The sequence below is a fragment of the Pseudomonas sp. CC6-YY-74 genome (assembly GCF_002025205.1).
Taxonomy (GTDB): Bacteria; Pseudomonadota; Gammaproteobacteria; order Pseudomonadales; family Pseudomonadaceae; genus Aquipseudomonas; species Aquipseudomonas paeninsulae.
Genome location: NZ_CP019947.1, coordinates 1,925,701 through 1,939,458, shown reverse-complemented (window position 1 = coordinate 1,939,458; position 13,758 = coordinate 1,925,701). Strand labels below are relative to the sequence as shown.

Sequence of the window (13,758 nt, the reverse complement as noted above, 5' to 3'; positions counted from 1 at the left end):
AGTTTTGCACGGCTTGCGTATCGACAGACCCGAGGCATCTGCGTTTCAGACGGCGTCAGCTTTCCTGGGCGCGATAAGCACCCGGGGTCAGGCCGGTCCACTTCTTGAACGCGCGGTGAAAGGCCGAAGGCTCAGAAAACCCCAGCTGTTCGGCAATGTCCTGAATCGGCAGATCATCGCGGCCCAGGTGGTAGATGGCCAGGTCGCGGCGCAGGTGATCCTTCAGCTCCTGAAAGCTCGAACCCTCTTCGCGCAGATGCCGACGCAGGGTCTGCGGGCTCATATGCAGTTGTTGCGCGACCGCGTCCAGGTCAGGCCAGGCGCTGCAGTCGCGGCCGAGCAGGCGGCGGATCTGGCTGATCAGGCTGTCGCCGCCGTCTGGGCGGGCCAACAGATCGGCGGGGGAGTGTTGGAGGAATTGCTTGAGCGTGCGTTCGTCCTGCAACAGCGGCATGGCCAGGTAGCGGGCGTGGAACAGTAGGCTGGTTTGCCCGGCGGCGAAGCGCCGGTTGCAGGGGAATAGCAGTTCGTATTCGCCGGCATGGGCGGGTTGGCTGTAGGTGAAGGTGGCTTCTTCCAGGCGGATACGCTGGCCGATCAACCAGCTGCCGAGGCGATGCCAGATCACCAGCAGGCTCTCGAGCAGAAAGTGGTCGGGGTCGCACAGGGTTGAGTCGTCCACCGACAGCCGCGCCCAGTCGCCTTCGCGCTGGATGCTGATGGTCGGGGCTTCGGGGAACAGGCTGTAGAACAGCGCGCCCCGGCCCAGGGCTTTTTCCAGTGAACGGCAGTGGATGATCGCGTAACACATCATGGCGAAGGTACCGGGCTTGCTGCGCAGGCGGCCAAAGCCGAGGTATTCATCGCCGAGGCTTTCCCACAGTAATTGCATCAGGCGGGCGAACTGTTCGGGGGCGACCCGTGCGCGCGGCTCATCCAGCAGGGCGGCCTGAATCCCCACTTGGCGCAGCAGCGCGGCGCAGTCGTGGCCCTGGCGTTCGGCTCCGCACAACGCGGCGCGGACAAAGTGGCTGGCGATGGTGCGTTCGCGCATGACAACTCCTTGAAAGTGCGCCGATGGTAGGCAGCTCGGTGGACTGAGGACAAGTGCCGAGCGAATGGGTCAATCCAGGCTGAGCGTATGGGTCATTGAGGCAGGCGGGTGGGCGGGCCTAACCTGCAACACGACTTCAACTCAGGGAGCACACGCGCATGCAACGCAATATTTTCGATACCGAACACAATATGTTTCGCGACGCCTTCGCCGCCTTTCTGAAGAAAGAGGTGCTGCCGCATCAGGACGAATGGGAAGCGGCCGGCATAGTCAGCCGTGAGGTGTGGAAGAAGGCCGGCGAGATGGGTTTCCTGCTGCCCTGGGCGGACGAGGAATACGGCGGTTCGGGCCTCAAGGATTTTCGCTATGAGCAGATCATGTGCGAGGAACTGGCCAAGATAAACGAGGCGGGCTTCATGCTGCCGCTGCATTCGGCGCTGTGCGGCCCCTATATCGCCGAGTACGGCAACGCCGAGCAGAAGGCGCGGTTTATGCCGGGCATCATCAGTGGTGAGCTGATTTTAGCCGTGGCGATGACTGAGCCCAGCGCTGGCTCCGACCTGGCCGGCATGCGCACCAGCGCGGTGGACAGGGGCGATCACTACCTACTCAACGGCTCCAAGGTGTTCATCTCCAACGGCGTGCTGGCCGATGTGGTGATAGTCGCGGCCAAGACTGACCCGGATAACAAACACGCCATGGGCCTGTTCCTGATTGAGCGTGGGATGGAAGGTTTCGAACGCGGCAAGAAGCTGGAAAAACTCGGCATGAAGAGCCAGGACACCGCCGAACTGTTCTTCAATAACGTCAAAGTACCCAAGGCCAATCTGCTCGGCGATGCCAAGGGTGGTTTTTTCTATTTGATGAACATGCTCGCCCAGGAACGCCTGACCAACGCCTGCGGCGCGGTGGCCGGTGCCGAGGCGGCGCTGCAAGTGACCATCGATTATGTGCGCGAGCGCAAGGCGTTCGATCGGCCGATCTCGCACTTCCAGAACACCCGTTTCAAGCTGGCGGAAATGCGCACTCAGATCGATGTGGCCCAGGTGTTCGTCGACCGTTGCGTGATGGATCACAACGAGAAAAAGCTCACCCCGGAAGTCGCCGCCGAGGCCAAGTTGTTTACCACTGAGCTACTGGGCAAGGTGGTGGATGAAGGGGTACAGCTGCACGGCGGCTGGGGCTATATGTGGGAATACCCAATCTGCAAGATGTACGCGAATGCGCGTATCCAGCGCATTTTTGCCGGCACCTCGGAGATCATGAAAGAGATCATCAGCCGCGGCATGAAGCTTTAATCGAGGGTCGGACACCTAAGCGTCCAGCGCTGAACTAGAACAATAATCATGAGGGCGGGATATGACGGATCAACTGCCCCTGGAGCGTTTCGCGCTCTGGGTCGAGAAACGCCCGGATGCGGCCTGGCTGCGCCAGCCGGTAAACGGCCAGTGGCATGATTTCACCTGGCGTCAGGTCGATGACCAGGCCCGGCGTTTGGCCAGCGCACTACTGGCCCGGGGCTGCGAGCCGGGAGACCGGGTGGCGCTGCTGTCGAAGAACTGCGCCGAATGGTTTATCTGTGATCTGGCGATCATGATGGCTGGGCTGGTCAGCGTGCCGTTGTATCCGCTGCAATCGGCCGAGAGCATTGCCTACGTGCTGGAGCATGCGCAGTGCAGGGTCATCCTGCTCGGCAAACTGGATGACGCGGAGAAGCTGGAGGCGGGGATTGGCCCGCAGCTGACGCGCATTGCTCTGCCGTACCCGACGCTGGCCTGCGCCTATGACTGGCACGCTTTGCTGGCCGCCCATGAACCGCTGCAAACTCCTGCAGTGCAAGAGCCCGGGCAGGTGCTGACGCTGGTGTATACCTCCGGCACCACGGGTAATCCCAAGGGGGTGATGCTCTCGGTGCACGCTATGGCCTTTACCGCAGCTAACGCCTGCCGGGAAATGGACATGAGTACGGAGGATCGATTCTTCTCCTTTCTACCGTTGTCGCATGTGGCCGAGCGCTTTATGGTCGAATTCAACAGCCTGTATAGCGGCGCGCCAGTGGCGTTTGTTGAGTCGATGGAGACCTTTTCCCGCGATCTGTGCCATGTGCGGCCCACGGTGTTTTTCGCCGTGCCACGCCTGTGGACACGCTTTCAGCTGGGGGTGCTGGAGAAACTGCCGCAGGCCAAGCTGACCCTGCTACTGCGTATCCCGTTGCTGGGTCGGCTGGTCGCGCGCAAGGTGCGTCGCGGCCTGGGCCTCGATCAGGCACGCATCATGATCTCTGGCGCTGCGGCGATTTCGCCTGGGCTGCTCGACTGGTATCAAACTATCGGCCTGACTCTCTGTGAAGGCTATGGCATGAGTGAAAATGTCGCCTACGGCTGCTTCAATCGCCCCGGTCAGGTGCGCTTTGGCACTGTGGGGCGGCCGATGAAAGGCCTGGAGGTGCGTATAGCCGACACCGGCGAGATTTTGTTTCGCAGCCCGACGCTGATGCTCGGCTATTACCGGGATCCAGAGAAAACCGCCGAGGCGTTGGTCGGTGGCTGGCTACACACCGGTGACAAGGGTGAATTGGACAGCGATGGCTACTTGCGCATCACCGGACGGGTGAAGGACATCTTCAAAACCAGCAAGGGCAAGTACATCGCTCCGGCACCGATTGAGGGTGAGATTGCCAAGAATCAGTGGGTCGAGCAGGTGTGCCTGATGGGCAGCAATCTGGATCAGCCGCTGGCGCTGATCGAGCTGTCGCCCGCAGCCCGCGATCAGGCGCGCGAACAGGTGACGGCTGACCTGCAGCAAACCTTGCAGCAACTCAATGCCACGCTGCAAAACCATGAGAGGATCAGCCATTTTGTGCTGGTGCGTGAACCCTGGACCGTGGACAACGGTTGCATGACGCCGACCATGAAAATCCGCCGCAATGTGCTGGAAGCGCGCTTTGCTGAGGAGGTCGCCGCGCTCAATGCCGAGCAGCCACTGCATTGGCAATGACTCGACTACGTAGGATGGGGCGGGCCGCGTAGGTTGAGCGCAGCGATACCCATCGGCATTTAAAGAGTATCCACAGGAGTTTTTATGTCAGGCCCGCTCTCCACCCTGAAAGTGCTGGATTTTTCCACCCTATTGCCTGGGCCATTCGCCTCATTGCTGCTGGCTGATATGGGCGCGGAGGTACTGCGGGTTGAGTCGCCCACGCGCATGGACCTGGTGCGGGTATTGCCGCCGCATGACGGCGGGGTGTCCGCCAGCCATGCCTACCTCAACCGCAACAAGCGCTGCATCGCCCTGGATCTGAAGCAGGCCGAGGCGGTGGCGATGGTTAAACAGTTGGTGGCCGATTACGACATCGTTCTTGAGCAGTTTCGCCCTGGGGTGATGGACAAACTCGGCGTGGGTTATGAAGCGCTGAAAGCGATCAACCCCAGGCTGATCTACGTGTCGATCACCGGTTATGGCCAGACCGGGCCGTATAAAGACCGGGCAGGGCATGACATCAATTACCTGGCCCTGGCCGGCATCGCCAGTTACACCGGGCGGCGAGAAACCGGGCCTTTGCCGCTGGGCATTCAGGCGGCGGATATTGCCGGTGGCTCATTGCACGGGGTGATCGGCTTGCTGGCCGCAGTAATTCAGCGGCAGGCAACGGGGCAGGGGCAGCAGGTGGATATCAGCATGACCGACTGCGCCTTCAGCCTGCACGGCATGGCCGGGGCGGGTTATCTGGCTGCCGGCGTCGAGCCGCAGATGGAAAACCAGGTGCTCAACGGCGGCAGCTTCTATGACTACTACCGCACCCGCGATGGTCGCTGGTTCTCGGTCGGCAGCCTGGAACCGCAGTTCATGCAGCAGTTCTGCGCCGCCTTGGGGCGTCCGGAACTGGCTGCCCGCGGCCTGTCGCCCAAGCCCGAGGATCAGCGCGCGCTCAAGCGCGAGCTTGAGATCGAATTCGAGACGCGCGATTTTGCCGAATGGGGCCAGCTATTCGCCGGTCTGGACGCCTGCGTCGAGCCGATGCTGAGCCTGGCCGAGGCGGTCGAGCACCCGCAGCTCAAGGCGCGCCAGCTGGTCACCGAGGTGCCGCGTGCAGGCCGCGACCCACAGCCGCAGATCGCCTGTCCGATCAAATTCTCCGGCGGTTTGCCCGAGCCCAGGCATGTGGGCGCAGCGGTGGGGGCACACACCGAGGAGGTATTGCGCGAGCTGGGCTACTCGGCTGAACGAATCGCCGCGCTGAAGGCGGCCAAGGTCGTGGCGTAAGGGGGGATGCGCGCCATCGGCGGGGTGTCCCGGTGCGTATGGCCTAGGCGGCCCCGCGCACCCTACGCGGAAAGCGGCAATCCCGCCCCCGCCAGCTGTTGCCGGTAGCAATCCTGCAGGCCGTTTGCAGCCGGCCATACCGGGGTGATGAACTCGTCCAGCGGCACATGACTGGCGACCCGACAACGGCTCGGCAGGTCGCAATCCCGGTAGAAGCTATTGACCACCTCGACCATCGACTGGCGCTGATTGTCCAGCAGGATAGCGGCATGGGCCAGGGTCACGTGGCGGCCATCGCTCGGCCGCCGGCGCCAGCGTTGCGCGGTACCGACCAGCTTGCGTTGCTCCAGGGTGACGTTGTAGCGGCCGTCGCAGAAGGCGCCATCCACTTCGCCCAGGCCGGGATCCAGACCGAGGTCGCGCAACCAGTCACACAGTGGCTGGCACAGGCGCAGGTAGGCTGTTTCGATGCGTTTTTGCTCATCGTCGCCCGCGGGCACGGCATAGGCCAACGCCACGTTGAGCACCGCCGGAGACTGCGGCACCGGTTCGCCGCCGGTATCGCGCAGTGCCACCGGCCAGCCTTGCGCCGCGCAGGCCGCCTCGGCGGCGGCGAAACCGGCCAGACGGCTCAGGCGGCGCGGCATCACCAGCGCGGTATCCAGTGGCCGCCAGAACAGCAAGCCACACTCGAGGGCACCGGCATGCACCTGATCCAGCAACTGCCGTTCCGCATCCAGACCGGCCTCGACCGGCAGTCGTTGTATGGGCGTCATGTCACCTCGCTTCGCTTGAGTCGTCGCTACAACCATCGAGAAACTACACCGCTGATGGTAACCGACTTGCCCTTATCTGCCATTCCCGGGGCGGCCGTGCTGTCGCGGGTGCGAATCGCGCGCAGGCCTAACCCGCACAGGTAGCGCCCGCTCAGTACGCCGAGCACGGCGACGACGCTGCTGCCAATCTCCAGGGCACCGGGGATGGCAATCAACAGCCGTGCTGCAGCAGACCAGATCCCCAGCCAGATGGCCGCAGAGGAACGCTGCCCCGGCCTGCGCGGTACCTATACCGTACAACGCCAGCACTCCAGATCCAGACGTGATGCCGGCAAGTGGGCCCTTTGCGATCTGAGTTGCGCGCAGGCGCGGTCGTTGGTAATGCAGATGGGCCTATCCCAGGTGTCTGCTGGCTGACGAGAGGCCGCCGCTTGGCTCTTGGCTGTTCGATGTATTGCGGGGGGAGTCTCGACGGCGGCTCACTCCACTCGCTGTTCGCCGGTATAGCTCAGGGTCACCTTGCAGCTCCGGCAGAAGTAGCGCCGGCCTTTGCCGACCAGGGCGTGACGTTGGGCGGAGAAGGGGAAGTCGCCCTGGGGGCAGCTGCAGCGGTAGATGAAGCGGCTGACCTTGCGACGCTTGACGTCATAGCTATGGCAGCGGTTTGGCGGCAATTCATAGACGCCGCGCATGATCAGTTGCCATTCCTCGCCGTGAGCTTGGATCTTCAGGCCAAACAGTTGATGGGCGATCAGGTGCGCTACTTCGTGGGCCACCGTCTGCTTGAGGAAGTCTTCGCGGTTTTCCCGGTATAGCTGGGGGTTGAAGCGCAGTTTGTTTTCCGTCAGGTGCGCCACCCCGGCCTTTTGCCCGCGCAGTTTGAAGCTCACTTCGGCACGGACAAAGCGCTGTTTGAAAAAGGCCTCGGCCTGCTGGTAACAAGACTCGACACGGGTGTGGATGTGTTCGGGCATGGGCGTAACCTGAAGATGACGGCGCGATTATGCCTAAGCCGAACCGCTACGGCAGCCCCAAAACGACGAAACCACCGTGAGGTGGTTTCGTACGGTCTTCGCTGCCATGCCTTAGCTGGTGTAGACCGGGCCTACCCCAAGACCCCAGAAAATCACCGAGCAGGCGATCATCGCCACCAGTACCACCAACCCTACCGCGAGTACCGAGCTGGAGAACATGAAACCCTCATCCTCGGGGATACTCATGAAGGTTGGGATACCCACATAGAGCAAGTAGACGGTGTGGCAGATGGCCAGTGTTCCCACCACCATGGCCAGCCACATATTTGGATAGAGTGCCGCCAGGCCGCCGACGAACAAGGGCGTAGCAGTGTAGGCGGCGAACACGATGCACCTGGTCAGGTTGGGGCTGGCGTCATAGGTACGTGCCATCCAGTGAATGAAGGCGCCCATCACCGCAACACCGGCAAGCATCGCCAGGTAGGTCATGATCGTCATTTGCAATGCGCTGGCTTCGGTCAGCATTACCGGTGCCCGATCACCGATGGACCAGCCGACCTGAGTGGTGCCGATAAAAGCTGAGATCGCCGGAATCGCGGCGAGCACCAGTACGTGGGTGAGATACATGTGGCTGATGGTTTCTTCTTCGCCACGAATTTCCTGCCATTCCTGATCGGGATGGGTGAAGAGCCCCCAAACGTGATGGATCATGCCAGACACCTCCTCTTGTTATGCGGTCGCCCCCCAGCGTAGTGCCCGGCGCGCGTAGACAGCGCCACCGGGTACTGGCCGAACCTATGCGACCGTATGTCGCAGTATAGGCAGAGGCTGGCGTTCGAGAGGGGGCTGCTCTTAGAGCAAATTGGTCTCTGAAAGTCAGCTGTAATAGCGTTCCAGAATTTCCATCGCTTTGTTGATTGACTGCAGGCGCGCAGTGCTGCCGCCTCGATCGGGGTGATGCAGGCTGACCAGTTGCCTGTAGCGATGCTTGATAAGCCCGAGATTGAGCACTTGCTGGCTTTCGCTCAGTTCGAACAGCTCCAGGGCGGCACGCTTTTCCTCGCCGCCTTGCATGCGTGTCCAGAAACTGGCCAGCAGCTTTTCCACATCGCGCTCGTCGGTGTCGCTCAATTGACTGAGATCCAGGTAATACTCGCGCAACGGGTCGTGCTCGCTCAGTTCGGCGCTGCCAGCCTGGTAAGGCAGCAGCTGGATGCACAGCGGGTTGATCTGGACAAAGCCGAGCCGTTCGCTCCATAGCTGCTCGCGCAGCCGGTACAGGGCGTTGAAGACTAGAAAGTGGGTGCGAAATAGCACCAGGTTGTCGGTCAGCGGCAAGTGGGGAATGTGCGTGCAGTGGCGATCTTTCAGCTGTTGGATCAACTGGTATTCGCCAATCCCGGCGGGGGCGTCCTGCAGCAGCTGGTGCAGGTGTTCTGCCAGATCGGCAGAGGGGTCAAGTTCGTCGTTCATTATTCGAGCCTAGCATTGCAGCGCGATTGGGGTAGGGCGCGTCGCGCTTTCTGGGTAAAATGCCGCTCTTTAGTAAGCCTCCGGATTCCAGTGCACCATGGGTAGCCTCTCGGTCAATCAGAACAAGCTGCAAAAACGCCTGCGTCGTCAGGCCGGCGAAGCCATTGCCGACTTCAACATGATCGAGGACGGTGACAAGGTCATGGTTTGTCTGTCCGGGGGCAAGGACAGCTACACCATGCTCGATGTGTTGCTGCATATGCAGAAGGTCGCGCCGATCAAGTTCGAGATAGTCGCGGTGAATATGGACCAGAAACAGCCAGGCTTCCCCGAGCATGTGTTGCCGGCCTACCTGGAATCCATTGGTGTGCCCTATCACATCGTCGAAAAAGACACCTATTCGGTGGTCAAGGAGATGATCCCGGAAGGCAAGACCACCTGTTCGCTGTGTTCACGCCTGCGCCGCGGCACCCTGTACACCTTCGCCGACGAGATCGGCGCGACCAAGATGGCCCTGGGGCATCACCGCGACGACATCCTGGAAACCTTCTTCCTCAACATGTTCTACGGCGGAACGCTCAAGGCCATGCCGCCGAAGCTGCGTGCCGATGACGGGCGCAACGTGGTGATCCGCCCGCTGGCCTACTGCAATGAGGCGGATATCGAGGCTTACAGCAAGCTCAGGCAGTTCCCGATCATTCCGTGCAACCTCTGCGGCTCGCAGGAAAACCTGCAACGTCAGGTGGTCAAAGAGATGCTCCAGGACTGGGAGCGCAAATCGCCGGGGCGTATCGAGATCATGTTCCGCGCGTTGCAGAACGTAGTGCCTTCGCAGTTGGCCGACCGCAACCTGTTCGACTTCAAGAACCTGAGAATCGACGAAAATGCCGCATCACGTTTCGTCAATGTGATGAATCTGTAGGGCCAGCGATAAAGCTCAAGCGACAAGCAAAGGCAAGGGATGATGCGCGACTACAAATGGCTCCATGAGTATTGCCTGAATCGTTTTGGCTCGGCCGCTGCCCTCGAGGCGCGCTTGCCGCAGCCGTGTAGCGATGCAGAGTTGCGTGCGCTGAGCGATGACCGCTATCTGTCCACCCTCAGCCTGCGCATCTTTCGGGCCGGTCTCAAGCACAGCCTGGTCGATGCCAAGTGGCCGGTTTTCGAGCAGGTGTTCTTCGCTTTCGATCCGGAGAAAGTCGTACTGATGGGCGCCGAGCGTCTGGAAAACCTGATGCAGGATGCGCGCATCATCCGCCACCTGGGCAAGCTCAAGAGCGTGCCGCGCAATGCCCAGTTCGTGCTGGATGTGCGCCGGGAGAAAGGCAGCTTCGGTGCGTTGATCGCCGACTGGCCAGTGACCGATATCGTTGGTCTGTGGCGCTACCTGGCCAAGCACGGTAGCCAGATGGGCGGGTTGTCCGCGCCGCGGTTCTTGCGCATGGTCGGCAAGGATACCTTCATTCCCAGCGATGACATGGTCGCCGCGCTCAAGGCGCAGAACATCATCGACAAGGTGCCGACCAGCCTAAAAGACCGCGCAGCCGTGCAGGCGGCGTTCAATCAGTGGCACGTACAGAGCGGCCGACCGCTGTGCCAGTTGTCGATGATGCTGGCGTATACGGTCAATCATTGACTGACGTTTCATCCACCCACCAAGTCGATGTCGCGGTGGACGAAAGAGCGTCGTCAGGAGAGCTTGAGATGGATGAGGTCATTGCCCGTGTTGCCGAGGCCATCAATGCGGTCGAGCGCATCCTGATCATTACTGGCGCCGGTCTGTCCGCCGACTCCGGTTTGCCGACCTACCGCGGCATCGGCGGCCTGTACAACGGCCAGACCGCCGAAGGCCTGCCGATCGAGGCGGCGCTTTCCGGGCCCATGCTGCAACGCGACCCCGCGCTGTGCTGGAAGTACCTGGCCGAACTGGCCAAAGCCTGCCTCGGCGCACAGGCCAATGCCGGGCATTACGCCATCGCCGAGTTGCAGCGTTTGAAACCCCAGTGCTGGGTGCTGACCCAGAATATCGATGGCTATCACCGCGCTGCCGGCAGTCCGCCCGAGCGCTTGATCGAGATCCATGGCGAACTGGCGCCGCTGTATTGCCAGTCCTGCGGCGCACAAGACCCGCAACTGGCCGAGCACCTGAGCCGGCCACTGCCGCCCAAGTGCCAGCAGTGCGGCGGCATCCTGCGCCCGCCGGTGGTGTTGTTCGAGGAAATGCTGCCGGAGCAGGCGATCGACAGCCTGTATGCCGAACTGGGCAAAGGCTTCGAGGCGGTCATCAGCATCGGCACCAGTGCCAGTTTTCCCTACATAGTCGAACCGCTGCTGCGCACCCGTCAGGCGGGTGGTTTCACCGCCGAGATCAATCCCAATCGTAGCGATTTGAGCGATGCCGTCGACGTGCATCTGCAGGGGCGAGCCTTAGATGTTTTGCCAGCGCTACTGAGTCACATCAACGGTCATAGAATTTGCAAATGAAGGGCATTGAAGGCATAGTCGCGCCCTTGTGAAACTACGACACGTTGTGCTCATGTTCAAACACTTCGCACCTCTCGTGCCTCTCGCACTTACTCTGGTTCTGGCCGCTTGCGCCAGTCATGCGCCGCAAACTCCGGCGACCACTGCAGTGGCGAAGGCCAAGACGGCTGAACATGCAGCTCTTCTTGACGATACCGAAGCGAAAGCCGAAGCCGATGCAGTCATCGACTTTGCCGGCGACAAATCCTACGAGCTTCCCCAGTTGGCCGACAGCATCCTGTCCCATGGTTTGTCGCTGGTTGGCACCCGTTACCGCTACGGCGGCAGCACGGTGAAGTCGGGGTTCGATTGCAGCGGTTTCATCGGTTATCTGTTCAAGGAAGAGCTCGGCATGCAACTGCCGCGTTCTACCCGCGAAATGATCAACATCAACGCGCCTCTGGTCGAGCGTGAAGAGCTCGAACCGGGCGATCTGCTGTTCTTCAGCACCAACGGCCGTGGTCGAGTCAGCCACGCTGGCATTTATCTGGGGGACGATCAGTTCATTCATTCCTCCAGCAGCCGTAGCGGTGGTGTGCGGGTCGATAGCCTGGAAGATCGCTATTGGAACCGCACCTTTATCGAGGCCAAACGGGCGCTGGCCATGGCCCCGACCGATCAGCTCGCCCGCCATCCCTGATTTCTCGGCGCAACCGCAAAGGTTGCGCGGTTTCTCCTGAGTCGGCACAGTAGAGCGCACTCAGGCTCTGGATCGTTTCGCTCATGCACTTCACGACCCGTGTTGCCCTGCTTCTGCTTGCCGCGCTGCTGACTGCCTGCGCCGGTCGCCCTCCTGCTCCACAGCCAATCGTCCATGTGCCCGTTGCCAGCATCGACAGTGGTGCCGAAGAGGTCTTGTTTCGCGCCCTCGGACTGGTCGGCACACCCTATCGCTATGGCGGCAATACCCCGGCGGGCGGTTTTGATTGCAGCGGGCTGATCGGCTACGTCTACCGCGACGCGGCTGGCGTCAGCCTGCCGCGTTCTACCCGCGAGCTGATCAGCATGCGCGCGCCCGCCGTCGGCCGTAATGCGCTGAAAAGCGGTGACCTGGTGTTTTTTGCCACCAGCGGTGGGCGCCAGGTCAGCCATGCGGGGATCTATGTCGGTGACGGCCGCTTCGTGCATGCACCTTCCAGCGGCGGCACCGTGCGTCTGGATAGCCTCAGCAACAGCTACTGGCAACGCACCTATCTGGATGCCAAGCGCGTATTCAGTCCCGAACTGGCGCGTAATCCCTGACGACTGCGTAGGAACCTGCCCCGTCGGCCGGGTGCAATTCGGGTCGATTGTCGATAGAAGCTCCGGACTTCATTCGTGCGGACTCACGCGATGCCGCAGACCCTGCATCTGAACAGAGGCTCTACGGATTGCTGGGTAGACGACATGGCATCTCTTACCTGGACCTGCACGTGGTTAATTCAGGAGAGTCATATGACCAACCGTACCCTCACGCTTGACGACAGCCTTTACCACTATCTACTCGACGTTTCCCTGCGCGAAACGTCGCTGCTCAAGCGTCTGCGCGATGAGACGGCGCAGCTGGCCAATGCCAACTGGCAAATTGCGCCCGAACAGGGCCAGTTCATGGCGCTGCTGGTGCAACTGACCGGCGCCAGGCGGATTGTCGAGGTCGGCACCTTCACCGGCTACAGCGCCCTCTGCATGGCTCAGGCCATGGGGGAAGCGGGGCGGATGATCTGCTGTGATATCCCCGGCGACTACAACGCCATCGCCGAGCGCTACTGGCGCGAAGCCGGCCTCTGCGAACGCATCGAACAACGCCTGGCACCGGCTCTGGAGACCTTGGTCGCGCTTGAGCGTGGAGGTCAGGCGGGTAGCTTCGACCTGATCTTCATCGATGCGGACAAAGCCAACTACCCGGCCTATCTGGAACATGCCCTGCGGCTGGTGCGCCAGGGCGGCCTGATCCTGTTTGACAACACCCTGTGGAGCGGGCGGGTGCTGGAGCAGGCTCCAGACAGTGACGACACCCGCGCCATTCAGGCACTCAACCTGGCACTGAAAGACGATCAGCGCATCGACTTGTCTCTGCTGCCGCTGGGTGACGGTTTGACGCTGTGTCGCAAGCGCTGAAGGCTGTTTTTGCATAGCTCCTATGTTTTCATGCACAAGGCCTGCGATACGTAGGCCGGATGCAACCCGGGAGTGATTCGGCGGATGTGCAACTCATCCAGGTTCAGCTCGCGGTAGTGGGTGACTCCCAGTAGGGCGCCTGGCTTTGGTCTTTTTACGATCCGTGCGGCTTGCCTAGAGCGCGCGCCCATCGTAGTGGGTGACGGGCACGGCCTCCAGCTCGATGTCCTCCAGGCAGCGGATATTGATCGCCGCTATGGCGTTGCCCTTGGGGTCGCTGCCTTCGCCGAAGGGATGGATACCGCAGGTCGGGCAGAAATAGTGCCGGATCACGTGCTTGTTGAAGGTGTAGGTGGCCATCTGGCTTTCCGGCGTGAGCAGCTTTAACTGGTCGCGCGGCACGAACCAGAGCAGCGAACCCTTGCGCTGGCAGATCGAGCAATTGCACGCCATCGCGCCGTCGATCTGGCCTTCCACCTCAAAGGCCACCTGGCCGCAGTGGCAGCTGCCGTGGTATTTCATGGCTGTTCTCCTGTGCGAGAGAGTAGAGAGCAAAGCTTAGACCCGCTGCGCTAACCCTGGGCTCCACGTTCCATCC

At 61.4% G+C, this 13,758-nt stretch carries 16 protein-coding genes; 9 read left to right on the top strand and 7 right to left on the bottom strand.

The annotated features are described in order from the left end of the window. Positions 1-55 precede the first annotated feature (55 nt). Positions 56-1,054, bottom strand: a complete 999-nt coding sequence (locus tag B2D37_RS08875; protein WP_079202346.1) for an AraC family transcriptional regulator — start codon at positions 1,052-1,054, stop codon at positions 56-58. A 158-nt stretch (positions 1,055-1,212) separates the two neighbouring features. On the opposite strand from B2D37_RS08875, the gene B2D37_RS08870 reads away from it, so the two are divergent. From B2D37_RS08870 to B2D37_RS08860, 3 genes are all read left to right on the top strand, one after another. Continuing rightward, positions 1,213-2,352: an acyl-CoA dehydrogenase family protein gene (locus B2D37_RS08870; protein WP_079202345.1), complete on the top strand. Its 1,140-nt coding sequence runs from the start codon at positions 1,213-1,215 to the stop codon at positions 2,350-2,352. A 61-nt stretch (positions 2,353-2,413) separates the two neighbouring features. Continuing rightward, positions 2,414-4,051, top strand: a complete 1,638-nt coding sequence (locus B2D37_RS08865; RefSeq protein WP_079202344.1) for an AMP-binding protein — start codon at positions 2,414-2,416, stop codon at positions 4,049-4,051. 84 nt (positions 4,052-4,135) lie between these two features. Then, positions 4,136-5,317, top strand: a complete 1,182-nt coding sequence (locus tag B2D37_RS08860) for a CaiB/BaiF CoA-transferase family protein (RefSeq protein ID WP_079202343.1) — start codon at positions 4,136-4,138, stop codon at positions 5,315-5,317. Positions 5,318-5,379: 62 nt separating this feature from the next. On the opposite strand, the gene B2D37_RS08855 is transcribed toward B2D37_RS08860, so the two are convergent. The 5 genes from B2D37_RS08855 to B2D37_RS08835 all read right to left on the bottom strand — a co-directional run bounded on the left by B2D37_RS08855 (position 5,380) and on the right by B2D37_RS08835 (position 8,540). Next, positions 5,380-6,093 (bottom strand): lipoate--protein ligase family protein, encoded by a 714-nt coding sequence (locus B2D37_RS08855; protein ID WP_079202342.1) that lies wholly within the window; start codon positions 6,091-6,093, stop codon positions 5,380-5,382. 26 nt (positions 6,094-6,119) lie between these two features. Continuing rightward, on the bottom strand, positions 6,120-6,308 hold the full coding sequence (locus B2D37_RS24135; protein ID WP_177345202.1) for a hypothetical protein: 189 nt from the start codon (positions 6,306-6,308) through the stop codon (positions 6,120-6,122). A gap of 264 nt (positions 6,309-6,572) precedes the next feature. After that, entirely contained in the window at positions 6,573-7,067 is a 495-nt protein-coding gene (locus B2D37_RS08845) for a SprT family zinc-dependent metalloprotease (protein WP_079202341.1), read from the bottom strand. A gap of 111 nt (positions 7,068-7,178) precedes the next feature. Further along, a complete protein-coding gene (locus B2D37_RS08840; protein ID WP_079202340.1) occupies positions 7,179-7,778 on the bottom strand; it encodes a Yip1 family protein in 600 nt (199 codons plus the stop codon). A gap of 165 nt (positions 7,779-7,943) precedes the next feature. Beyond that, entirely contained in the window at positions 7,944-8,540 is a 597-nt protein-coding gene (locus B2D37_RS08835; protein ID WP_079202339.1) for a DNA-J related domain-containing protein, read from the bottom strand. Positions 8,541-8,637: 97 nt separating this feature from the next. Between B2D37_RS08835 and ttcA the strand changes: the two genes are divergently transcribed. The 6 genes from ttcA (at position 8,638) to B2D37_RS08805 (ending at position 13,160) form a co-directional block, all read left to right on the top strand. Next, a complete protein-coding gene (gene ttcA / locus B2D37_RS08830; RefSeq protein WP_079202338.1) occupies positions 8,638-9,462 on the top strand; it encodes a tRNA 2-thiocytidine(32) synthetase TtcA in 825 nt (274 codons plus the stop codon). A gap of 42 nt (positions 9,463-9,504) precedes the next feature. Beyond that, the gene (locus B2D37_RS08825; RefSeq protein WP_079204944.1) at positions 9,505-10,176 is read left to right on the top strand and encodes a DNA-3-methyladenine glycosylase I; all 672 of its coding nucleotides are present in this window, start codon (positions 9,505-9,507) and stop codon (positions 10,174-10,176) included. A 68-nt stretch (positions 10,177-10,244) separates the two neighbouring features. Further along, the gene (locus B2D37_RS08820; protein ID WP_079202337.1) at positions 10,245-11,024 is read left to right on the top strand and encodes an NAD-dependent deacylase; all 780 of its coding nucleotides are present in this window, start codon (positions 10,245-10,247) and stop codon (positions 11,022-11,024) included. A gap of 52 nt (positions 11,025-11,076) precedes the next feature. Then, on the top strand, positions 11,077-11,703 hold the full coding sequence (locus tag B2D37_RS08815; RefSeq protein ID WP_079204943.1) for a C40 family peptidase: 627 nt from the start codon (positions 11,077-11,079) through the stop codon (positions 11,701-11,703). Positions 11,704-11,786: 83 nt separating this feature from the next. Then, positions 11,787-12,305, top strand: a complete 519-nt coding sequence (locus tag B2D37_RS08810; RefSeq protein ID WP_079202336.1) for a C40 family peptidase — start codon at positions 11,787-11,789, stop codon at positions 12,303-12,305. Between the two features lie 192 nt (positions 12,306-12,497). Beyond that, a complete protein-coding gene (locus tag B2D37_RS08805) occupies positions 12,498-13,160 on the top strand; it encodes an O-methyltransferase (protein WP_079202335.1) in 663 nt (220 codons plus the stop codon). Between the two features lie 174 nt (positions 13,161-13,334). On the opposite strand, the gene B2D37_RS08800 is transcribed toward B2D37_RS08805, so the two are convergent. Continuing rightward, entirely contained in the window at positions 13,335-13,682 is a 348-nt protein-coding gene (locus B2D37_RS08800) for a GFA family protein (RefSeq protein WP_079202334.1), read from the bottom strand. Between the last annotated feature and the right edge of the window lie 76 nt (positions 13,683-13,758).

Bases quoted from the DNA above. Each gene is read 5' to 3' on its own strand.
- B2D37_RS08875 (WP_079202346.1), bottom strand. From the start codon at position 1,054: ATGCGCGAACGCACCATCGCCAGCCACTTTGTCCGCGCCGCGTTGTGC.
- B2D37_RS08870 (WP_079202345.1), top strand. From the start codon at position 1,213: ATGCAACGCAATATTTTCGATACCGAACACAATATGTTTCGCGACGCC.
- B2D37_RS08865 (WP_079202344.1), top strand. From the start codon at position 2,414: ATGACGGATCAACTGCCCCTGGAGCGTTTCGCGCTCTGGGTCGAGAAA.
- B2D37_RS08860 (WP_079202343.1), top strand. From the start codon at position 4,136: ATGTCAGGCCCGCTCTCCACCCTGAAAGTGCTGGATTTTTCCACCCTA.
- B2D37_RS08855 (WP_079202342.1), bottom strand. From the start codon at position 6,093: ATGACGCCCATACAACGACTGCCGGTCGAGGCCGGTCTGGATGCGGAA.
- B2D37_RS08845 (WP_079202341.1), bottom strand. From the start codon at position 7,067: ATGCCCGAACACATCCACACCCGTGTCGAGTCTTGTTACCAGCAGGCC.
- B2D37_RS08840 (WP_079202340.1), bottom strand. From the start codon at position 7,778: ATGATCCATCACGTTTGGGGGCTCTTCACCCATCCCGATCAGGAATGG.
- B2D37_RS08835 (WP_079202339.1), bottom strand. From the start codon at position 8,540: ATGAACGACGAACTTGACCCCTCTGCCGATCTGGCAGAACACCTGCAC.
- ttcA (WP_079202338.1), top strand. From the start codon at position 8,638: ATGGGTAGCCTCTCGGTCAATCAGAACAAGCTGCAAAAACGCCTGCGT.
- B2D37_RS08825 (WP_079204944.1), top strand. From the start codon at position 9,505: ATGCGCGACTACAAATGGCTCCATGAGTATTGCCTGAATCGTTTTGGC.
- B2D37_RS08820 (WP_079202337.1), top strand. From the start codon at position 10,245: ATGGATGAGGTCATTGCCCGTGTTGCCGAGGCCATCAATGCGGTCGAG.
- B2D37_RS08815 (WP_079204943.1), top strand. From the start codon at position 11,077: ATGTTCAAACACTTCGCACCTCTCGTGCCTCTCGCACTTACTCTGGTT.
- B2D37_RS08810 (WP_079202336.1), top strand. From the start codon at position 11,787: ATGCACTTCACGACCCGTGTTGCCCTGCTTCTGCTTGCCGCGCTGCTG.
- B2D37_RS08805 (WP_079202335.1), top strand. From the start codon at position 12,498: ATGACCAACCGTACCCTCACGCTTGACGACAGCCTTTACCACTATCTA.
- B2D37_RS08800 (WP_079202334.1), bottom strand. From the start codon at position 13,682: ATGAAATACCACGGCAGCTGCCACTGCGGCCAGGTGGCCTTTGAGGTG.